Here is a 19457-nt window from a genome sequence, read left to right on the forward strand (position 1 = left end):
TTATCAAAACCTTCATAGTCAATACTTGAATTATCTATACAAAAAGAATTTAATTACTTCGATTTTTCTCTCCCCAATCACATAACTGTTCTAAAATTGGTAAAAGTGTTTCTGCCTTATTTGTAAGACTGTATTCCACTTTGGGGGGGACTTGTGGATATTCCTTTCGTATAATCATCCCATCTGCCTCTAAATCTTTAAGTTGTGCACTCAATGTTTTAAAGGTAATCGTTCCAAGTCTCCTTTTCATATCATTAAAGCGAACGGGTTGATTTTCCGAAAGGAGATACAGAATTAGCATTTTCCATTTGCCTCCTATAACTGATAAAGTATATCCAAAAGGTGTCTCTTGGATATTACCCGTTTTTCTATAATCGGCCATACTCATATTGACACTATCCTTTCTGGTAGTAACTATCTAAATAGTGCGTACTTTTTTTCTCTCTATATTCATTTTATACTTACTTTACTTTGAAATAAAGGAGAGAAAACGATGACTAATATTAAAACCTACAATCACAATCTATGGGATCACGGTATTACCCAAGGATATAGCGTTAAAGGAATAATCTATATTTCAGGTCAATTTTCATACGATAAAAATGGTATGTTCGTTGGTAAGGAGAATATTGAAGCTCAGACTCTGCAAACATTTGAGAACCTTGATCGGGTATTGGTGGAATTGGGAGCTACGAAATCCAACATTGCATATGTTGAAATTTTTCTAACAAATCCACAAGAACACTCCGAAACGGTCATAGATCTATTCAAGGAATACTTAGGTCAACACAGACCAGCTGGCAGTCTCATTGGTGTGACATATCTGGCTTTCCCAGAGCAATTGATTGAAGTCAAGGCTATCGCACACACTGATTAAATATGTTATCATTTGACCAATTCTCAATATCAATACAAGGGATAGAATAAGGATTCGAGCTAAACAATCTATGATGATTAAAATGAACAAACTATGCTAGAGTAATGCCTTACAGTATTTTTCTAACCTCAAAAGGTAGCGGAAAAAATGGGATAGACGGCTACTTTGGAGCAAAAATAGAAAATGCGGTCAAACGATTCCAGCTCTTGCATGCTTAGAGCTGATGGTATCTATGGTCCGAAGACAAAAGCAGCTCTTCAAAAAGCATTGAAAATAAGTAAAACCCCCTGTCCTGTGTAGGATAGGGGGTTTTTATGTTTTAAATGATTTAACTCTACTTGTGGTCAAAATTTAATGTTTTGGATTTGTAAACAAAAGTTTTACACCAAAACCTACTAAAACTAGTCCTGTTATTCTGTCAATGGTCATTTGAACTTTTGTTGATAATAGGAATTTCCTGATGTATCCAAGCAGAAATACAATCGTCGTAAACCACAGTATAGATAATAGGGCATAAATAGAGCCCATAATGACAAATTGAAGGCTAGTATTGAACTGTGGTGTAACGAATTGAGGTAAAAACGTTAAAAAGAATATAGCAACCTTTGGATTTAAAGTATTTGAAATTAAACCTTGTTTAAAAGCAGATTGTTTTGGAACTACAACATCATGAAAAGATGTATCGTCTTTTTTTTTCTTGTTGACGAAAGAAGACACGCCTAGATATATAAGGTAAATAGCACCTAAATACTTAATGATTTCAAACGCTAAGGCAGACTTCATTAAAATTAAAGAAAGTCCAAATGCTGCGGCAAGTGTATGAATGAGAGCGCCAGATGTAAGACCTAATGCCATCTTCATCCCATCAGATTTTCCTGTTCCGATGGTTCTTTTAGTAATTAACGCAAAATCAACTCCAGGAGAAGCAACGACAAATAAGGTAACAAGAAGGAAAGTCACAAAGTCATTCATCTCCTCACATCCTTTCAAAAGTGATAATACATACTAACGCAGAAACATTTTCATTGCAACATGAGAGTGCCTTAATTAGCAAAAACATCGAACTAATGAATAAGTAAAACCCTTGGCCATAAAGGTCAGGGGTTTATTTCGGTGTTTATTTTTCAGGAGACGTTTTTCTGAAATCCTTATTCACTATGTTTGATCCAAAAAAACAAAGGCTCCAAAAGGTGTGTCCAGTTTAAGAGGTTATTTGCAAAATATATAGACTTTTTGCGAGAATCCTCCGAAATGTAATACGGACTTTAAATATTTTCATTTATAATTCTCTATTTGTCTATACTTTTCATATCGCTGTTGTATTAGCTCTTCCGAAGATAATAGTATCAATTGTTTTAGAGATGAGGCGATTGCAGATTCAATCTTTTTTGCCTGTGATTTTATATCATTTTGTGCTCCACCTTTCATTTCAGGAATGATTTCATCAATAATTCCTAACTGTTTTAAATCTTTTGCTGAAATTTTCATATGTTCAGCAGCTTCTGGAGCATACTTAGCGTCCTTCCATAGGATAGATGCTGCTCCTTCTGGCGAAATTACTGAGTACCATGAATACTCTAACATATGGATATGGTTACCGACACTAATGCCAAGAGCTCCACCACTTGATGCCTCTCCAATTACAATACAAATAATTGGCACTTTAAGTGTAGCCATTTCCAATAGATTTCGAGCTATCGCTTCAGAAATTCCACGTTCTTCAGACCCTTTCCCTGGATAGGCGCCTATTGTATCAATAAATGTAATAATAGGGCGATTAAATTTATCAGCTTGTTTCATAAGTCTTAGCGCTTTTCTATATCCTTCTGGATGTGACATTCCAAAATTTCTTTCTATATTTTCCTTTGTACTTCTACCTCTTTGATGACCAATAACCGTAACGGGCATTCCTTTAAATTTTGCAATACCACCTATCATTGCTTTATCATCACCATATAATCGATCACCATGAAGTTCGAAAAAGTTTGTAAACAATAAAGGTATATAATCCAATGTCGTGGGCCGGTTACGTAGCCTTGCAATTTGAACTCGTTGAAAAGGTGTAAGATTAGAATAAATTTCATCTTGCATTTTATTTAAACGTTTTTCTAATAAATGAATTTCTGACGATAAATCTACATTATTTTCTTTCATCATTTTCTTTAATTCATCAAATTTCTCTTTTAGTTCAATAATAGGACGTTCAAAATCCAAGCTCATTTTATCCTCCAAAGGTTATGATTTACCTCACTCTAATCAAAAGACTTAGAAATAGAATCAATAAATAATTCAAAACCATCCACAACTATTTTTTGTTCTGATTCTGATAAATTATTGAGGATACGTTGATAAAATGTAAGGGATTGTTCTCTTAAGCGATTAACAGTAATGTGTCCTTTTTCTGTGAGGTGCAGAAAAAGTTCTCTTCTATTTTTTTCATTTACTTCACGATAAACAAGCCCCTTTTTTACTAACTTATCTACTAATCTACTTACAGTTGAAGTCTCTAATCTAAGTTTATTGGATAGTTGCCAAACAGTTAATTTTTCCGCCTCTAGTTCCTCTAACGCCATCATTTGAGAAGTTGGTAGAGGTTTTTCAAATGGTCCATTGGGCAAATTTTGAGATTCAAAAACCCCAGTTATTATAATCATTTTCTTAATATCTGTTCTTAGTTTTAAGGCATCTTCTCTTTTCAAAAAGGTCACCCTCCTACAATTCATGTATCATACATCAATTGTATTATACATGAATATGATTTTTTCACAAGCTTAACGTAAGCCAATATGACAACATGGACGAGATATTTCTTCTTGTTAAATGTGTCTAATTTGTGAAATTAACAATTTCCACAAACTAAAATATATGGAAGTTCAGTCTATAGTAGGTAACATAATACTCATTGTTATGGCGAGTATCTAGTCTCGTAAAAGTGACAAGAATAATCATTTTGCATGAATAGGAGGAGATTTTATGATGATTATTGCCATAACTGATGTTACGTACGGTAGTAAAGTTAGAGAGCCAAAAGGTGCTCTGCGTTACTACTAAACACATGCCTTAGAAATCGAAAATTCTAAGGAAGAGCTTCTCATTCAAATGGACTTTACAGATTAGCTCTCGAAAAAAATTACACGGAGGTAATAGGAAATGAGAATTAACCACAATATCGCAGCACTTAACACATTGAACCGTTTGTCTGCAAACAACGGTGCGAGCCAAAAGAACATGGAGAAACTTTCTTCTGGTCTTAAAATCAACCGTGCAGGAGATGACGCTGCAGGTCTAGCAATCTCTGAAAAAATGCGTGGACAAATCCGCGGATTAGAAATGGCATCTAAAAACGCACAAGACGGTATCTCTCTTATCCAAACAGCTGAAGGTGCATTGACTGAAACTCACTCAATCCTTCAACGTGTTCGTGAACTAGTCGTTCAAGCTGGAAATACTGGTACACAGCAAGGTGAAGACTTAGCTGCAATTAAAGATGAGATTACAGCGCTTGTTGAAGAGGTCGATGGTATTTCTAATCGTACTGAGTTTAATGGAAAAAAATTATTAAATGGTACGTTTAATGGAACAGGCACACCAGAAGTTCCGCCGACAGATCCAGATGATCCAAGTACAGGTACACCTGCAACTGAAGGTGATGCTTTAGTATTCCAAATTGGTGCAAATGCTACACAACAAATTAAGGTAAACATTCAAGATATGAGCGCTGCTGCTTTAGGCGTTACTGACGCAGATGGTGCAGTCGAGACAGGTAAATCTGTTAAAGATATCGATGTTTCTAAATTTGAAACAATCGCAGCTGATGACGATGGTGGATTTGATGATCAGTTAGCAATCGTTGATGGAGCTATTAAGCAAGTTTCTGCACAACGTTCTAAACTTGGTGCAGTTCAAAACCGTCTAGAGCACACAATCAACAACCTTGGTGCTTCTGGCGAAAACTTAACGGCTGCTGAATCTCGTATCCGTGACGTTGACATGGCAAAAGAAATGAGTGAGTTCACGAAGAACAACATTCTTTCTCAAGCTTCTCAAGCTATGCTTGCTCAAGCGAATCAACAGCCACAAAACGTACTTCAATTATTACGTTAATAAACCAAAAGCCCCTATATAAAGGGGCTTTTTTTGTTTGTCTTTATTCAGTTCGATGTCTTATTTTATAGATCGTTCTAAAAGCCACTTCATACGACAAATAATATTACTATCCAACTAACCAAATCTGCCCAAATATTTGACATGTTAATCATGCCGAACTGACTTAATCTCGATTGAATTACAAGGGAGATTCAAGCAGTAATAAACACAGACTCTTTTTCAACATCAGTTCCAGCCAATGATTCTAAATGTTTTTTGATTTCTAATGAAATATCTTTTGGTAAACCATCATTGATAACTTTGGATTCATCAAAGGAGAAAGTTTCAGTTGATTTCACCTTGACAGGGTAGAGGTCGCTGGTTCGAGCCCAGTCGGAATCATATAAAAAGACGTTAATACAGAGCCATTCTTGAGATATTCGAGAGTGGCTTTTGTATTTCTCTGTGTTGGTCATTATCCTGTTTTTCACAAACAGAGAGCTACATAAAGCAGCTCCCTGACAAGTAATCAATCTTTCTTTTTTTTGTAGTCTTTTATTAAGCTTGAAATAGTTAAACCCATTACACCAAAAGCGACTACATAAAATGAAATATTTGTAACAGGTGTATCGATTTTTCCTAAAATCAACACAATAGCGATAATAGCGGCGGGTAAAGTGATTAACAAACCTTTGGATGCCTTATTTTCCTGTGTCACTAGCCGAGCACCTCCTTGATGTTTCACCATTTAGGTGTGTTTTAGTTCATTTTAAAAAACGAACAACATGATGGTTTTTGCAACCCACCATGCTGCATTTTCACTTCCAGTCACTTTAAGAGCGCCTGTATAGTGTTCGAGAGTGATTAAAATGGTTTCTAACCCTGTTACACCGCCTATCATTACTTTCAATTTTGTTGGTAATTGGACATAAGCTCCTTTTATTGCTTTTATAGCAGATGTGAATTTACCGTGTAGAGCAGCTTCTCCGTTTGGTTTGGACTCTTCTTCTTTTTTTGCTTTTTTGAACTTTGCTGTTTCTTCTTCATTGAGATTCCAATACTGTGCAAACTCATCTATTGTAGGCTCTTTTGATTGATCAAAAGAAGTTTTTACAGATCAATAAAAAAAAGGACTGTTCTTTTTCGAGAGCTTTAGTAGCATTTGCTTCTGCAAAAGGTGTGTATATAAAAACAGAAATTCCTGCAACCGTTGATAAGATTAACCCTTCGAAAAAACTTAGTTTTTCCATAATAAACTTCTACTTTTGAATATATTTTAGAAAATTAGGCTTTCAACGAATGTAAGGCTAATTTAGTAATGCAATATTTTGTTTTAGCTGTTAGAAATATTCCTCCTATTTTAATGAATGTTATCATTTGTAAATAAAAGAAGTAAATAGGTTATTTGTTATACGGTTTGAACGGTAGAATATGCATGCATATTAATGATGAAAAACATGAATAACAAAAAAATGTAAACAACAAAGATTAAGAATAAAGAGGTAACATTTTTAGTTCTTAAAAAACGAAGGAATACCGGAGGATAAAAAGCGTCTGTAGTAACGGTAGAAGTGTATTAGAGGTGTCACTGTGGTAATGACAGAATTCTATACCTTGACAGGGTAGAGGTGACGGTTCGATCCATCGTAAAGAATTCTTCTTTGTTAAAGATTAAAGAAGCAATCAGTAAAAAAATATGAAACTATTTTATTTCCTCATCCATCACTTTCTTATATTTTTCAAACTCAGAATCCTTCATTTCTCCGTTCATTTGAAGCAGGAAGTTCCCTTTTGAATATGTGTGAGAGAAGAACATAAATCCAGCATTTCCCAACTCATCATAATATGATTTGGCCTGGTTAAGGTCAGTTTCATTTCCAAATTTAAAAATCCTTCCACCAGCATTTTCACCTAAAGAAGGAATGAGAATCCTTTTTCCTTCTTCTCTTATATTTCCAAACTCTTTTCGTTCAAGATCAGTTGGTTTTTCTGCTTCAAGCCCAGCACTTTTGAAAGCTTCAATCACGTTGTCTGTGGTGGCTGTCTTTTAGTAGATGCTGCACTGCTACAAGCTGTTAACAATAATAAACATGTAAAAAATAATACAAAATATTTCTTCAACGTTCAGGTGAATACACATTTGATAAAATAATTAGCGAGGGGGAGAAAGATATGAAGTCATTTTTACTAATTGGACAATCAAATATGGCGGGGCGCGGCTTCAAACATGAAGTGCCTCCGATTTATAATGAAAGGATCATGATGCTGCGAAATGGTAGATGGCAAATGATGACTGAACCCATTCATTTTGATAGGCCGGTAGCTGGCGTAGGACTGGGGGCTTCCTTTGCGGAGGCTTGGTGTAAGGATCATGAAGGAGAGAAGATTGGCCTTATTCCTTGTGCAGAGGGTGGCAGTTCCATTGATGAGTGGTCGCCGGATGAAGCATTATTTCGTCATGCAATAAGTGAAGCTAAATTTGCAAAGGAAAGTAGCGAATTGGCAGGGATATTATGGCATCAAGGAGAAAGTGACAGCCAAGATGGGAAATACAAAGAATACTATGAAAAAATACTAAGATTATTTCATGAACTAAGAACTGAATTATCCGTACCTAACATTCCGCTTATAATAGGAGGTTTGGGCGATTTCTTGGGAAAAGTGGCATTTGGCGCAGGATGTGTGGAATATCCACTGATGAATGAGGAACTTCAAAAATATGCACATCATCATGAAAATTGTTATTATGTTACTGCGAAAGGTCTTATACCTAATCCGGACGGAATTCACATCAATGCGATGTCCCAGAGAATATTTGGTATAAGATACTATGAAGCATTTCGAAAAAAAGAACATATACATGAGCCATTACCAAATGAACATGAGTTAGTGAATGAATGTCATAATAGAATGAATACCTCAGCGGAGAAAACATATATAGCACTAGAAAAGTTCACGTTAGGCAAGATGACTTACGAAGAGTTGCTGAAGGCTTTATCGTAGGTAAAACTCATGGTAGACTTTGAATGGACAGAAACACATATCTCTTGAAAGGATGATTGTGGTGGTGAAAACAGATAAAGTTTCCTCCTGAATACAGTAAATCACACATTCAGGAGGAGATAAAAAATGTTTAAACAAATAGATGAAAATTATCCGAGAAAAGAGCACTTTCATCATTATATGACGTTAACTCGATGCTCATATAGTCTGGTGGTTGATCTAGACATCACGACATTGCATTCAATATTAAAAGAAAAAAAGCTAAAAGTATATCCTGTGCAAATTTATTTGTTAGCAAGGGCTGTGCAAAAAATACCGGAGTTTCGGATGGATCTAGTGAACGATGAACTTGGTCACTGGGATCTTCTCCATCCTAGTTATACGATTCTAAATAAAGAAACAAAGACATTTTCAAGTATTTGGACACCTTATGACGAAAACTTTGCTCGGTTTTATAAAAGCTGTGTAGCGGACATTGAAACTTATAGTGAAAGTAACAAACTATTTCCGAAACCTAATATGCCAGAGAACATGTTCAATATTTCAAGTCTACCTTGGATTGATTTTACTTCTTTTAACCTTAATGTATCCACAGATGAAACTTATTTGCTGCCAATATTTACGTTAGGTCAATTTAAGATGAAAGGAGAAAAAATCATCCTACCCGTTGCGATTCAAGTACATCATGCTGTTTGTGATGGCTATCATGCCGGCCAATATATGGAATATTTGAGGTGGCTTATAGAACATTGTGAAGAGTGGTTAAGCGATTCATTGTATACTTAATTTTCAAAAGGTGTAGTCATTTGATTTTTAGGAAAGGCAGACTTGATGGAGTCTGCTTTTTTGTTATGTGAAGAAAATGCGTAAAATCTGTTACTCACTGTTCTTTTTGCGGTTTCTTTTCGGTGCCTTGTAAACTTAAACATGTGATAATAAATGTAATATAAGGGAAATTAGTGGAAGGGGAATAAGGGATGGAGAAAGTTCTTTCTTCACATGTTGGTGTGAAAATAAATGAATGGTATAAAATGATTCGGCAATTCAGTGTACCCGATGCAGAGATTTTGAAAGCTGAGGTAGAACGAGAAATTGAACGGATGGTAGAGGACCAAGACCTGCTCATTTACTATCAATTGATGTGTTTTCGACATCAGCTTATGCTCGATTATATAAAACCTTCATTCGATCAATCAATTTCCGCGCTAGTCGATAAAATAGAGAATTCTAACCATCAACTGTCTGGAATGTTGCAATACTATAATGCCTTTTTTAGAGGTATGCATGAATTCAGTAAGAAAGAGTATGTACAAGCCATTCAATATTATAAGATTGCTGAGAGGCAGCTGGCGCTTGTTGTAGATGAAATTGAACAAGCAGAATTCCATTTTAAAGTTGCTGAAGCATATTACATTATGAAACAAACCCATGTTTCTATGCACCATATTATAAAAGCCCTAGAGATTTATGATCGTTATGATCTTTATAAGGTGAGAAAAATTCAAAGTCTATTTGTGATCGCAGGAAATTATGATGATTTTAAACGATATGAGAAGTCGCTCCCCCACTTACATAAAGCACTAGATCTTGCTGAAGAAATAAATGATCAAAGATTAATCGCTAAAACTTATTTGAATCTTGGAAATACGTATGACAGGCAACAGGATTATATTAAAGCTGCTTCCTTCTATAAAAAAGGGTTGGATAAGATGACTGAAAACAATGAAGATATTAAACCAAGATTATTTTTTAGTTTAAGTTGGACTTTGTTTAAAAGTGATAAAACAAAAGAAGCACTTGAATATATCGCTAAAGGAATAAAAAGTGCAACAGCAGAAAACAATCTGTTTTATAAAACATTGCTCAATTCATTAAAGACAATTTATGTAGATGAAGGTATTGAAAATATACGAAAAATGTTTAAAGGGTTAGAGGAAAAGAAGTTGTATCCTTATATTGAAGAGTTTGCTTTAAGCCTTGCAAATCTTTATGAAAAAAGGAATGATTCGGAGAGGGTAGCAGATTATTATAGAACTGCCATAGAAGCTCAAACCGAAATCCAAAAAGGGGAGTGTTTATATGAATATTAAAATGAAGATATTGATTAGCGCCACTTTATTGGTAGGTGCTGCTTGCCTAGGTTCTTTTAATTACTCACAAGAATCAACTGATCGAAATACCACTGTATTTCCTCAAAAAACCGATCGAAACACGACGATGATCGATCCAAATTCAACATTTGAAAACTCATAGGCAAAATTAAACAGACCTTGAGGGTCTGTTTTTTTAAATGGGGACAGATTGGGGACGAACCCTTTCAGTTTTTTATCAGAAATGCACTTGCACATTATAGAACCTTATTAAATCAGTCTTTTTCAGAAATTCTACAAGACATCACAAAAATCCTTTGACGCCCTAAAGACATCCCAAAAAGGTTTATACGGCCTCACCGCCACCAACGGCTTCAGCGAAGCGATCACAGGCCGAGACATGTTTGGAAACAAGATCTCAAAAGAACAGCAGGAAGCAAGTATGAACGCGGCGCTTGGAAAGCTTTTGCCGTTTGGGGCGAAAGGGTTTCATGGAAAAATGGGGATTAAGAAAGGTGAGAAAAATTCTTTATCTCCAGGTAATGGATTAGCTATACATGAATCTAGAGGTGGACACTTAATAGAGAGACATGTTGGGAAAACAGATGAAGAACTATTAGAAAGGCTGAAAAGTAATCCTAAAATCACGGGTTCTTCTACTTTTAACGATAGAATGACTGCAGAAAGAGTTGCTGATTCAGTTTTGGGTGATCCGAAGAGTGTTGATAAAATACAAAAGTGGTTATCTGACCCCAACAGTAGACCTACATTACCATTAAAATATAAGGGTGATGGAGAGGTAATTGGAAGAAGTGTTTCGAGAAATTCAGAAGTAGTTGAGAATGTTACAAATGCAAAAATTATACTGAAAAAAGATGAGAATGGCGGTTTTATTTTAACAGGATACCCTGTTAAATAGAAAGAAGGATGATAAAATGAATGAGAGTTACAGTTATTTAGAGGAGTTAGAAGATTTTTTAGGTGGGACATTTCATCAGGATATCGATTCACCAGAAGAAGCGTTAGAGGAGTTTATTCATGAAGCTACTAAAGAATGTCTGCTGTCTACTATAAAGGATTGTCAGGATTTTTTGAATGGTACTTTAACAATAGAAGAAAAAGAAAGCTTTATCGAAAATAATGCAGAAATCTATTTTCCGGCGATCTCATTAAATCCTATACAGTGGTTTAATAAAATAGTAGAGGAAATGAAAGAAGCAGTGAAAATGAAGTAACAAAATGATCCTTGATCGGCTAATGCCTTTCAAGGTTTTTTGTGTCAATTGGTCATCAAATCAAGAAAAAGGGGATCTTTTTTCTATGCGGATCATCGTATGATATAGATAAACAAATCGAACGTGAATATTTTGTCCAGAAGGAATAACCTGAGGATGCTGGCATTGAGCACTTTAAGTGCCTGGTACTTGGCCACTCCAGCCAGATCTTTTTTATATCTACTGATAAATTCTTTATTGGATGAAGGAATTGAACGGGTTTGTAATTTGAGGTTTTAAAAAGGTAAATGAGTAGTTGGTCAATGATATACTGATCTCATTAGAAACTAGGAGGTCCCCACTTTGAAACCATTTTGGGAGAAAGAAGAAGAGAGTCCTTTCACGTTAGAAAAGATAGATGAGGAAAAAATTCGTGAAGCAGAGGGAAGACTTGGTGTCGCTTTACCTGATACATATAAAAAGCTCATCTTAGAATGGAATGGTGGCTTTACAGTTCGTAATGCTTTTCCAACGGAACAACTGAATTCATGGGCAGATGATCATGTTCAATTTGACCATCTAAGAGGAATCGCCAAAGATGATGGCATCATGAATAGTTCCCAGTTAAGTGATGAATTGGAGCTGCCGGAGGGACTTGTGATCATCAGCGGAGAGGAAGAGACATGGATCGCAATGGATTATCGAAAAACGAAGGAACACCCGCCTATCCACTATTTTGATTTAGAAATGGGAGTCGATTTTAAGCTGGCGGATACTTTCGATGATTTTATTGAGCAGTTATATACAGCTGAAGATGTGATGATCGAGGTAGTAGAAATTGATGAGGAATGCTCGGATTTGTATATCAGTAAAGAAGAGCTTGAACAAATTTTTGAGAGACAAGACCTTTGTCAGCAGAATCTCTTTAAAATGGCACATTATCCGATGGAAGAAATTGAAGAGATTGAATGGTTTTTCGATCGTATGAAAAAATGCATCAAACAGATAAAAGATCAACATGTTTTGTATGAAGCAGCGACAACGATTCACTCCATCCTTCTGTTAAACCCGGATATGCAAAGAAATGACCTTATCAATCAAGAGCTGAAAGAAATAGCGGAGTTTCTAGAAAATAGTGGTGAGCCTGATACCGCTTTTTTGGGAGAAGACATTCATCCAGTGAAAAAACGATAGTGAAAGAAGAAAAGCCCCTGAAAAGGGCTTTTTTTGTAATCTTATTGAAAGTCATATTTAAATGAAGTATAGTAGTTTTAAATTATGAAGAGGAGGATGGTTAAAAATGATGCATGCAGGAAGATTACGCCAGAAAACTTTGAACAATCAATAATTTCATATGTTCAAAGGCTCTGTTTTCATCAAACAGAGTAAACGGGGTAGTCTGCACATTTTTAATCATTTTCAGCGGTCAAGTATGTAACTTTACTTGAAGACAGACAGATATCGTTTCTGTCTTTTTTTGTAATTTTTTATTGATATAAAGAGAGAGATGAGTCTAGCCGTGTTTACTCTAGCCACAGATAGCAGCCTATTTGTGGTTTTTTGATGATTTTCTTAACGCCTGTTGATCATGAATAAATGAGCAATTGGAGGAAAAGAATATGAATAGACTAGAATTAAAGCAATTAGCCAAACATCACGGATTAGAAATTTTAGAGAATACCATCAAAATAAATGAATCAGGTGTGGATTTCCGTGTCGCACATGTCGAAGATTTACATGGTGATCAATGGATATTAAGAATGCCTCGCAGACCTGAATCAATGAAACATACCTTACAAGAAAAAAAGACATTAGATCATATGAGTAAGCAGGTTCACTTTCAGGTCCCTCAGTGGTCTATCTTTACAGAAAGTCTGATTGCTTATAAACAATTAGAGGGGGTACCGGCGGCTAGTATTGATGTGGAGAAGCAATCATATGTGTGGAGTTTTGATCAAACGAAAGTACCGAAAGCTTATTATGAATCATTAGGAAGAGTTCTAGCGAATGTACATTCCTTAGATCAACAGCCATTTAAAACGATCGGTGTGGAGATGCTCAGTGCTCATGAATTAAGAGGATCAATGAAACAGCGAATGGAACGTGTCAAATCGCAATACACCATTAACAGCGGGTTATGGGAGCGCTGGCAAGAATGGCTAGCTAAAGATTCTTTATGGCCGCCTTTCGTGGGAGTGAAGCATGGAGATTTGCATCCCGGCCACATTCTGATTGATGAAAATCAATGTGTGACGGGTGTGATTGATTGGTCTGAAGTGGGGGTTGGTGATGTATCTGCAGACTTTTTGTCTCATCAACTTCTCTTTGGGAAAGAAGGGTTAACAAAACTTATCCATGCGTATGAAAAAGCAGGCGGGAGAACTTGGCCAGGAATGGATGAACATATAATAGAACTTCTGACGACAAGTGCGATCACTGTGGCCGAGTACGCACAGAGATCAGGATTGAAAGATATGCATGAAACTGCAGCATACATGTTGGCAAACGAAAGCTAATCAATCAGAACGAATCCAAAAAAAGCCCTGAAAAGGGCTTTTTTTTAATCTAATTCATGAAAAAACTGTTTGAGTTGATCAATGAAAACGGATTTGGATTTTCCTTTTTTATAAATGAACTCGATATTGATGTTGAAATCAATGGATGGGTCTATTGAAATTTGTTTTAATGTTCCTTGTTCTACCTCATTTCTAACACAATGATGAGGTAGAAATGATAGTCCCATTCCTTGCAGCACTAAATTTTTTGCAGTTTCCATATGATCAACCTCAATGGAAATGTTCGGTGTGATGTTGTTTTTTTGAAATAATCGGTGGAGCATCAACCAATCAAATGATCCATAGTCAAAGAAAATAAAAGGCTGTTCTTCTAGCTCTTTCATATTGATTTTGTCAAGGCTGGCAAGCGGGTGATGAGTTGGGACGAACAGCCCGATTGGATCGCTGAAAATTGGGATCGATTCAATTTGAGGATGTGTTTCAGTCCTCACAATCCCAAAGTCTACTTGGTTGTTAATCACTTTTTGGACAACATCCTTTGAATGTCCTGTTACGATTTTCACTTTCAGGTTTTCGTATTTTTCTTTTAGGGCGGGCAATATGTTAGGCAATAGATTATTGGAAATGGAGGATGCGCATCCAATCGTCAATTCATAAGGAATCATCGTTTGTTTGAGACTATGCTTTGCTTCTTGATAAGAATGGAGAATCTTTTTGGCATGCGGGTAAAACTGTTCACCTTTTTCCGTCAGAGATAGTTTATTTCTCTGTCTATCAAATAATTTCAGGTCTAATTCCTTTTCTAATGATTGAATACGTGCCGAAACAGAAGGCTGGGTTAAATACAGTGCTTCCGCAGCTTTATTGATACTGCCTAGCTGGCATACATAAATAAACGCTTCTATATTCTCAATATTCATGTTATCCCCTTATATGACGTTCTTTAAATGTTTAGTTTTTCAAGCTCATACACTAATTTTACAGCCTCTTTCGCCAAAATGACAGTAGGGTCAATCACTTTCACATCTTTAGTTGACCTTAAGACTAAGGGGATTTCTGTACAGCCGGCAATGATGGCTTCTGCTCCTTGATTGATTAAAATTTCTGCAGCTAACGCCAATTCACTTTCGCCTTTACTTAATTTTCCTGCTTTCACTGCATATATCCCATTCATCACGTTTTTCTGAAGATTTTCACTAGGAGTCATGACGTCAATCTTGTGATGAGCACAAGCCTTTTGATAGAGCTGGGTTTTTAATGTTCCATCAGTACATAGTAAGCCCACAGATGTATAGTGATGTTTGTTTAGGTAATTTGCGGTTTCTAATGGCATGTTCATAATAGGGATATGAGTGGAATGTCGTACGTTTTCTAAAAAGAAGTGTGCGGTATTGCATGCAATAAGAATAAAGTCCGCTCCGGCACGTTCTAATCTCTTTACTGATTCAATCATATATTCTGTAGGATCGTCGCCTTTCCCAAAAATTGCAGTGGTTCTATCAGGAATTTTAGGGAAATTATCTGCAATCACATGTAAATGATCCTGATCTTTAATAGCTGGTGTATGTGAAATGATTTTTTTCATCAGATCAATCGTTGCTAAAGGACCCATCCCGCCCATAATACCAATCGTTATAGACATAGATATCACCACATTTCATTTTTTTCTATTATAAAAAAAGAAAGCATGGTAATCGTTATAGAAAAGTTCTATTTGTATATAGAAGGTTGATGAAAAGCGCATTTATCTGTCTTGAAGTATGAGTTGCAATCTATTCAAAAAACATTAGAATAAAGAAAATTGATAAAGGAGCAGCCATATGAATTTCAATTTAAATGAAGCTTTGGATATGTTGAGTCGAACTCCTCACATGTTAGAAAGTCTTTTGTCCGGTTTATCGAATGATTGGCTTCACAGCCGTGAAGGAGAGGGAACATGGAATCCAGTTGAAGTCATTGAACATTTGATTGAAGCAGAGAAATTCAATTGGATTCCTCGATTAAATGTGATTCTTGCTGATGGAGAGAATACACCATTTCCTGCGTTTGACCGCTATTCTCATTTGAATCAATCTGAAAGACAGATAGAACAAGCACTATCTGAGTTTCATCATGTGCGGATGGAGAATGTGGCATACATTCAGCGCATGACACATTCAGGCCTTGATTTAGAGAAAAAGGGCGTCCATCCGGAGTTTGGGGTCGTGCAAGTGAGCGAATTACTTTCTGCGTGGGTTGTCCATGACTTCACACATATGTCCCAGATTATTCGGGTCATGGCGGAACGATATCGAACCGATGTGGGTCCATGGAGCGCTTATTTAGGAATTTTGAATAGGAAATAAATGTTTAATGACCTTAGCGGCCCACTCAGATTGAAGCATGGCATATTGATATTCATCGACCCAATGTCCCTTCGACATATAATTTTGCAGCAAATATCCTTCGCGTCTCATTTCTAAACGTTCCAGCACTCGAATGGATTTTTCGTTGCGCACATCTGTAAAGGCGATGGTTTTATGTTTGTTCAATGTCATAAAAATATATTCGAAGATTGAACTGAGAGCTTCGTGAATATAGCCCATTCCTTGGTATTCGGGCGCGAGGGTAAAACCTATTTCAACGATTCTAGGTTCACTGTCAAGTGTATGGATGGCGCAATCTCCTATCAGCTGATTGGACTCAGATAAGGCAATAGCGTATTGAAACCACGTCCCCGGTTGATTAGGTTTTTGTGTCATTTGATGTTGAACAAATGATTCAGCATCTTCGTACGTGTAGTTTTCCCAAGATTGAAATTTTGCAATAGAAGGATTTGCTCGATATTGATAAAATGCTTCAATATCCTGTCTATCAAATTGACGAATAACAACCCGGTTTGTTCTTGTAAATATGCTGTTTGCATTCTTCATGTGTTAACCTCACTTTTTAGTTAGTTCTTGATTTGAAAAAGTCTATCAGCCATTCAGATAGCTGCTGTTGTGCTTTGCTGACAAATCGATCTGCATAATAAATTAATTCCAAGTGCCGGACAGGTGCTGGATCAGCAATAGGAATCGAAACAATATTAGGCCACATCGAATGTTGCTTTAGTAATCCTCTTGGCTGAATGGTTGCACCGATGCCGGCTTCAACCAGCTGCAATAGCGAAAACGCGGACCCAACCTCCATGGCAGTGTCCAGTTCAACACCCTGTTCTTTACATACGTCATCTACTAAATCCCTTCCTAGATATCCCTTCGGATACATGACCAACGCACGGTGAGTCAGCTCTTTTAATGACACTTCGCTCTTTTGGGCCAAATCACTTTCTGAATGAACAAATAATTCGTAAGGCTCACTTCCAAGTGGAATTTGAACGAGACGCTTATCCGCAGGCCCTCGCAGTCCGATGCCGAGATCCACTTTATGCGAAAGGACTTCTTCACGAACGAAGATATTTGAATATGCCTTTAGATTGGTTTCTGGATAAAGAGTTTTAAATTCTACAAATAGTGGCACCAGCTGAAAATCAAGATCTGAAGGGAGTACTGCGAGACGAACGGTTCCTTCTTTTTCCGATAATAGTTCTTTCATCGCATTTTTTGCATCTCTTTCAGCTTGAAGCATTTTCACGCCATATTGATAAAGCAGCGAACCAGCTTCGGTAGCAACGACCTTTTTGCCGATTCGATCAAAGAGCGGCATCCCAACTTCTGCTTCAAGCAGTCGAATTTGCTGGCTAAGTGTAGGCTGTGATATACCTAGCTGCTCAGCGGCTTTTGTAAAATGCAAATGGTTGAATACAGCCATAAAATAGGTAATATGCCGGGTATCCATATGTCCACCTTTCATAAATGATAGTCTTTTCCTATCATCATAATACGATTTATTGTATTGATCAATGAATGCGGCAGATTTATACTCAAAGTAACCTTAACAAGATGAGAGAGAAAGAAGGGTATTGATGAAAAAAATATATTATTTAGCCGCTTTATTTTTAGCCGCTTTAAACTTACGTCCGATCATTACTTCCGTGGCTTCCATGATGAGCATGATCCAATCAGAGCTTGGAGTAAACGCACTGACAGCAAGCCTTTTGACCACTTTGCCTGTCCTTTGTATGGGAATATTTGCTCCCGTTGCAACGATACTCAGCCGGCGTTTTGGTTTAGAGAGAACGCTGTTTTTCTCGATTCTTCTTATCACGATTGCCACTGCACTGCGTGGTACTAGCCAATCGGTTGCTATCCTGCTCATGACTGCGTTTGCTGGAGGGGTAGGGATTAGCTTCGCAGGTCCTTTATTGTCTAGTTTTATTAAAAAATATTTCCCGAGAAATCCTGGTATTGTCAGTGTGTATTCAATTTCGATGACAATAGGTGCAGCGCTCGCTTCCGGCTTCACGATTCCGATTTATCTACGCAGTCAGCATCATCTTCCATTTGCATTGTCCTGCTGGGCTATTCTAGGGGTGATTGCCCTTATTCTATGGATAGGTTTAGCTCGCAAAAATGAGCAGAGTGATCTTGTAACGTTGCCGTTAAAATTGCCGCTGCGAAACAAAAAGGCCATTCAATTCACCTTGTTCTTTGGCTTTATGTCCAGTATGTTTTATTCTTTGACGGCATGGATTTCACCGATTGCTCTTAGTTTTGGAAACAGTCCGCAATATGCTGCCATGCTCTTGACCATATTTACACTCATTCAGATTCCGGTGGCACTACTCGTTCCAGCAGTCGTTACTCGGTTAGGAAAACCGAAATTATTTCTCATCTTATGCAGTCTGTCTGAACTCATTGGTCTTATCTTTCTTCTTCTGCCAATGCCGATCTTGCCAGCCGTCATTTTCCTAGGTATGGGTGCCGGGGGGTTATTTCCTTTAGCGCTTATGCTCCCGATTATGGAGACGAGTACTCCGGAGGAAGCCGGAACCTGGTCCGCGATGTCGCAGATGGGCGGGTACATCGTGGGTGGATTCGGTCCGTTTTTCATTGGCTTGGTTTTCGATTTAAGCGGACATTTTTATGCTTCCATTGTGGCAATGCTTGTCATCGTCTCGTTAATGATTGGCGTTCAGTTATCAATGAAACTTGGTAGAAAAGAAGAAGTGTCGAGTTAAATGATGCAACTTCACATTTCAATATAAACGGGGGAATTCTATTGCTCATTCGAGAAGCAAAAACGATCGATTATCCACAATTAAGACAAATCTATTTAGAATCCCGGCGCCAGAGCTTTCACTGGCTCAATCCAGAAGAACTCCATCTGCAAGATTTTGATCAAGATACGCAGGAAGAGCAAATTTTCTTAGCTGAGGAGAACAATAAAATCCTTGGATTCATTTCTCTATATGTACCAGATCGTTTAATTCACCTTTTGTTTGTACATCCAGAAGCTGCTGGTCAAGGGGCTGGCGATCTGCTGCTCAAACAAGCGATAAAAGTTTTAAGAACACCGGTCACCCTCAAATGTGTCTCCGACAATCACAAAGCTTTATCTTTTTATCAAAAAAGAGGGTGGAAGGCTGTTGTGGAAGAAGGAGAACCTGGGGCGGAATACTGGGTGCTTATTTATGAATAGAAGTCATTTTATTTTATCAATTTCACGGCCCTTTATTGGGCCTTTTTGCGGTTTCTTTTCGGTGTCTAATGGTACATAAAATGATAATATATGTCATTATAGGGAAAAT

21 protein-coding genes and 3 pseudogenes are annotated in these 19457 nt (G+C 37.0%); 13 read left to right on the forward strand and 11 right to left on the reverse strand.

Going from position 1 to position 19457, the window contains the following annotated elements; all coding sequences use genetic code 11:
- Positions 1 to 49: 49 nt before the first annotated feature.
- Positions 50 to 388, reverse strand: a complete 339-nt coding sequence (locus tag MHB66_RS05775; RefSeq protein WP_025093428.1) for a helix-turn-helix domain-containing protein — start codon at positions 386 to 388, stop codon at positions 50 to 52.
- Between the two features lie 105 nt (positions 389 to 493).
- Between MHB66_RS05775 and MHB66_RS05780 the strand changes: the two genes are divergently transcribed.
- Both MHB66_RS05780 and MHB66_RS05785 read left to right on the forward strand, forming a co-directional pair.
- Positions 494 to 877, forward strand: coding sequence for a RidA family protein (locus MHB66_RS05780; RefSeq protein WP_034282012.1), 384 nt, complete (start codon positions 494 to 496; stop codon positions 875 to 877).
- Positions 878 to 1008: 131 nt separating this feature from the next.
- Positions 1009 to 1177 (forward strand): annotated as a pseudogene (locus tag MHB66_RS05785) (peptidoglycan-binding domain-containing protein); the annotation flags it as partial.
- A gap of 51 nt (positions 1178 to 1228) precedes the next feature.
- Here MHB66_RS05785 and MHB66_RS05790 read toward each other — a convergent pair.
- The 3 genes from MHB66_RS05790 to MHB66_RS05800 all read right to left on the reverse strand — a co-directional run bounded on the left by MHB66_RS05790 (position 1229) and on the right by MHB66_RS05800 (position 3576).
- Positions 1229 to 1849 carry a LysE family translocator gene (locus MHB66_RS05790; RefSeq protein WP_046310600.1) on the reverse strand — a complete coding sequence of 207 codons (621 nt, stop codon included), beginning with the start codon at positions 1847 to 1849 and terminating at the stop codon, positions 1229 to 1231.
- Between the two features lie 303 nt (positions 1850 to 2152).
- Positions 2153 to 3097 carry an acetyl-CoA carboxylase carboxyltransferase subunit alpha gene (locus MHB66_RS05795; RefSeq protein ID WP_046310602.1) on the reverse strand — a complete coding sequence of 315 codons (945 nt, stop codon included), beginning with the start codon at positions 3095 to 3097 and terminating at the stop codon, positions 2153 to 2155.
- 32 nt (positions 3098 to 3129) lie between these two features.
- Positions 3130 to 3576 carry a MarR family transcriptional regulator gene (locus MHB66_RS05800; protein WP_046310603.1) on the reverse strand — a complete coding sequence of 149 codons (447 nt, stop codon included), beginning with the start codon at positions 3574 to 3576 and terminating at the stop codon, positions 3130 to 3132.
- A 451-nt stretch (positions 3577 to 4027) separates the two neighbouring features.
- Here MHB66_RS05800 and hag point away from each other — a divergent pair, with 451 nt between their 5' ends.
- A complete protein-coding gene (gene hag, locus MHB66_RS05805) occupies positions 4028 to 4981 on the forward strand; it encodes a flagellin Hag (protein WP_046310604.1) in 954 nt (317 codons plus the stop codon).
- A gap of 194 nt (positions 4982 to 5175) precedes the next feature.
- Here the strand turns inward: hag and MHB66_RS05810 are convergent, their stop codons facing one another.
- From MHB66_RS05810 to MHB66_RS05820, 3 genes and pseudogenes are all read right to left on the reverse strand, one after another.
- The gene (locus MHB66_RS05810) at positions 5176 to 5439 is read right to left on the reverse strand and encodes a hypothetical protein (RefSeq protein ID WP_046310606.1); all 264 of its coding nucleotides are present in this window, start codon (positions 5437 to 5439) and stop codon (positions 5176 to 5178) included.
- A gap of 53 nt (positions 5440 to 5492) precedes the next feature.
- Positions 5493 to 5681, reverse strand: coding sequence for a hypothetical protein (locus MHB66_RS05815; RefSeq protein WP_046310608.1), 189 nt, complete (start codon positions 5679 to 5681; stop codon positions 5493 to 5495).
- Positions 5682 to 6665: 984 nt separating this feature from the next.
- Positions 6666 to 7084: pseudogene (locus MHB66_RS05820) on the reverse strand (stress protein).
- 51 nt (positions 7085 to 7135) lie between these two features.
- Between MHB66_RS05820 and MHB66_RS05825 the strand changes: the two are divergent.
- The 7 genes and pseudogenes from MHB66_RS05825 (at position 7136) to MHB66_RS05855 (ending at position 13786) form a co-directional block, all read left to right on the forward strand.
- A complete protein-coding gene (locus MHB66_RS05825; protein WP_046310609.1) occupies positions 7136 to 7966 on the forward strand; it encodes a sialate O-acetylesterase in 831 nt (276 codons plus the stop codon).
- Positions 7967 to 8092: 126 nt separating this feature from the next.
- Entirely contained in the window at positions 8093 to 8752 is a 660-nt protein-coding gene (gene catA / locus MHB66_RS05830; RefSeq protein WP_046310611.1) for a type A chloramphenicol O-acetyltransferase, read from the forward strand.
- A gap of 191 nt (positions 8753 to 8943) precedes the next feature.
- The gene (locus tag MHB66_RS05835) at positions 8944 to 10056 is read left to right on the forward strand and encodes a Rap family tetratricopeptide repeat protein (protein ID WP_046310613.1); all 1113 of its coding nucleotides are present in this window, start codon (positions 8944 to 8946) and stop codon (positions 10054 to 10056) included.
- Positions 10057 to 10351: 295 nt separating this feature from the next.
- A pseudogene (locus MHB66_RS05840) lies at positions 10352 to 10975 on the forward strand (RNase A-like domain-containing protein); the annotation flags it as partial.
- Positions 10976 to 10991: 16 nt separating this feature from the next.
- Positions 10992 to 11291 carry a contact-dependent growth inhibition system immunity protein gene (locus MHB66_RS05845; protein WP_034284276.1) on the forward strand — a complete coding sequence of 100 codons (300 nt, stop codon included), beginning with the start codon at positions 10992 to 10994 and terminating at the stop codon, positions 11289 to 11291.
- A gap of 342 nt (positions 11292 to 11633) precedes the next feature.
- Complete coding sequence (locus MHB66_RS05850) at positions 11634 to 12464, forward strand: SMI1/KNR4 family protein (protein ID WP_046310615.1); 831 nt, start codon at positions 11634 to 11636, stop codon at positions 12462 to 12464.
- A 425-nt stretch (positions 12465 to 12889) separates the two neighbouring features.
- Complete coding sequence (locus tag MHB66_RS05855) at positions 12890 to 13786, forward strand: macrolide 2'-phosphotransferase (RefSeq protein WP_046310617.1); 897 nt, start codon at positions 12890 to 12892, stop codon at positions 13784 to 13786.
- A gap of 44 nt (positions 13787 to 13830) precedes the next feature.
- Here the strand turns inward: MHB66_RS05855 and MHB66_RS05860 are convergent, their stop codons facing one another.
- Both MHB66_RS05860 and MHB66_RS05865 read right to left on the reverse strand, forming a co-directional pair.
- Entirely contained in the window at positions 13831 to 14706 is an 876-nt protein-coding gene (locus MHB66_RS05860) for a LysR family transcriptional regulator (protein WP_046310619.1), read from the reverse strand.
- 23 nt (positions 14707 to 14729) lie between these two features.
- Positions 14730 to 15428, reverse strand: a complete 699-nt coding sequence (locus MHB66_RS05865; RefSeq protein ID WP_046310621.1) for an amino acid racemase — start codon at positions 15426 to 15428, stop codon at positions 14730 to 14732.
- Positions 15429 to 15606: 178 nt separating this feature from the next.
- Between MHB66_RS05865 and MHB66_RS05870 the strand changes: the two genes are divergently transcribed.
- On the forward strand, positions 15607 to 16131 hold the full coding sequence (locus MHB66_RS05870) for a DinB family protein (RefSeq protein WP_046310626.1): 525 nt from the start codon (positions 15607 to 15609) through the stop codon (positions 16129 to 16131).
- Here MHB66_RS05870 and MHB66_RS05875 read toward each other — a convergent pair.
- Positions 16108 to 16698, reverse strand: a complete 591-nt coding sequence (locus tag MHB66_RS05875) for a GNAT family protein (protein ID WP_046310627.1) — start codon at positions 16696 to 16698, stop codon at positions 16108 to 16110. The genes MHB66_RS05870 and MHB66_RS05875 overlap by 24 nt on opposite strands.
- A 16-nt stretch (positions 16699 to 16714) precedes the next feature.
- Positions 16715 to 17620, reverse strand: coding sequence for a LysR family transcriptional regulator (locus MHB66_RS05880; RefSeq protein WP_342490575.1), 906 nt, complete (start codon positions 17618 to 17620; stop codon positions 16715 to 16717).
- 112 nt (positions 17621 to 17732) lie between these two features.
- On the opposite strand from MHB66_RS05880, the gene MHB66_RS05885 reads away from it, so the two are divergent.
- Both MHB66_RS05885 and MHB66_RS05890 read left to right on the forward strand, forming a co-directional pair.
- A complete protein-coding gene (locus MHB66_RS05885; protein ID WP_046310631.1) occupies positions 17733 to 18887 on the forward strand; it encodes an MFS transporter in 1155 nt (384 codons plus the stop codon).
- A gap of 41 nt (positions 18888 to 18928) precedes the next feature.
- Positions 18929 to 19348, forward strand: coding sequence for a GNAT family N-acetyltransferase (locus tag MHB66_RS05890; RefSeq protein WP_046310632.1), 420 nt, complete (start codon positions 18929 to 18931; stop codon positions 19346 to 19348).
- Positions 19349 to 19457: the final 109 nt, after the last annotated feature.

Origin of the sequence: Bacillus sp. FSL L8-0167, from assembly GCF_038630295.1 — a bacterium.
GTDB lineage: Bacteria > Bacillota > Bacilli > Bacillales > Bacillaceae > Bacillus > Bacillus safensis.

Excerpts from the sequence above, each read along its gene's own strand:
- MHB66_RS05775 (WP_025093428.1), bottom strand. The coding sequence starts at position 388 with ATGAGTATGGCCGATTATAGAAAAACGGGTAATATCCAAGAGACACCT.
- MHB66_RS05780 (WP_034282012.1), top strand. The coding sequence starts at position 494 with ATGACTAATATTAAAACCTACAATCACAATCTATGGGATCACGGTATT.
- MHB66_RS05790 (WP_046310600.1), bottom strand. The coding sequence starts at position 1,849 with ATGAATGACTTTGTGACTTTCCTTCTTGTTACCTTATTTGTCGTTGCT.
- MHB66_RS05795 (WP_046310602.1), bottom strand. The coding sequence starts at position 3,097 with ATGAGCTTGGATTTTGAACGTCCTATTATTGAACTAAAAGAGAAATTT.
- hag (WP_046310604.1), top strand. The coding sequence starts at position 4,028 with ATGAGAATTAACCACAATATCGCAGCACTTAACACATTGAACCGTTTG.
- MHB66_RS05810 (WP_046310606.1), bottom strand. The coding sequence starts at position 5,439 with ATGACCAACACAGAGAAATACAAAAGCCACTCTCGAATATCTCAAGAA.
- MHB66_RS05825 (WP_046310609.1), top strand. The coding sequence starts at position 7,136 with ATGAAGTCATTTTTACTAATTGGACAATCAAATATGGCGGGGCGCGGC.
- catA (WP_046310611.1), top strand. The coding sequence starts at position 8,093 with ATGTTTAAACAAATAGATGAAAATTATCCGAGAAAAGAGCACTTTCAT.
- MHB66_RS05835 (WP_046310613.1), top strand. The coding sequence starts at position 8,944 with ATGGAGAAAGTTCTTTCTTCACATGTTGGTGTGAAAATAAATGAATGG.
- MHB66_RS05845 (WP_034284276.1), top strand. The coding sequence starts at position 10,992 with ATGAATGAGAGTTACAGTTATTTAGAGGAGTTAGAAGATTTTTTAGGT.
- MHB66_RS05855 (WP_046310617.1), top strand. The coding sequence starts at position 12,890 with ATGAATAGACTAGAATTAAAGCAATTAGCCAAACATCACGGATTAGAA.
- MHB66_RS05860 (WP_046310619.1), bottom strand. The coding sequence starts at position 14,706 with ATGAATATTGAGAATATAGAAGCGTTTATTTATGTATGCCAGCTAGGC.
- MHB66_RS05865 (WP_046310621.1), bottom strand. The coding sequence starts at position 15,428 with ATGTCTATAACGATTGGTATTATGGGCGGGATGGGTCCTTTAGCAACG.
- MHB66_RS05870 (WP_046310626.1), top strand. The coding sequence starts at position 15,607 with ATGAATTTCAATTTAAATGAAGCTTTGGATATGTTGAGTCGAACTCCT.
- MHB66_RS05875 (WP_046310627.1), bottom strand. The coding sequence starts at position 16,698 with ATGAAGAATGCAAACAGCATATTTACAAGAACAAACCGGGTTGTTATT.
- MHB66_RS05880 (WP_342490575.1), bottom strand. The coding sequence starts at position 17,620 with ATGAAAGGTGGACATATGGATACCCGGCATATTACCTATTTTATGGCT.
- MHB66_RS05885 (WP_046310631.1), top strand. The coding sequence starts at position 17,733 with ATGAAAAAAATATATTATTTAGCCGCTTTATTTTTAGCCGCTTTAAAC.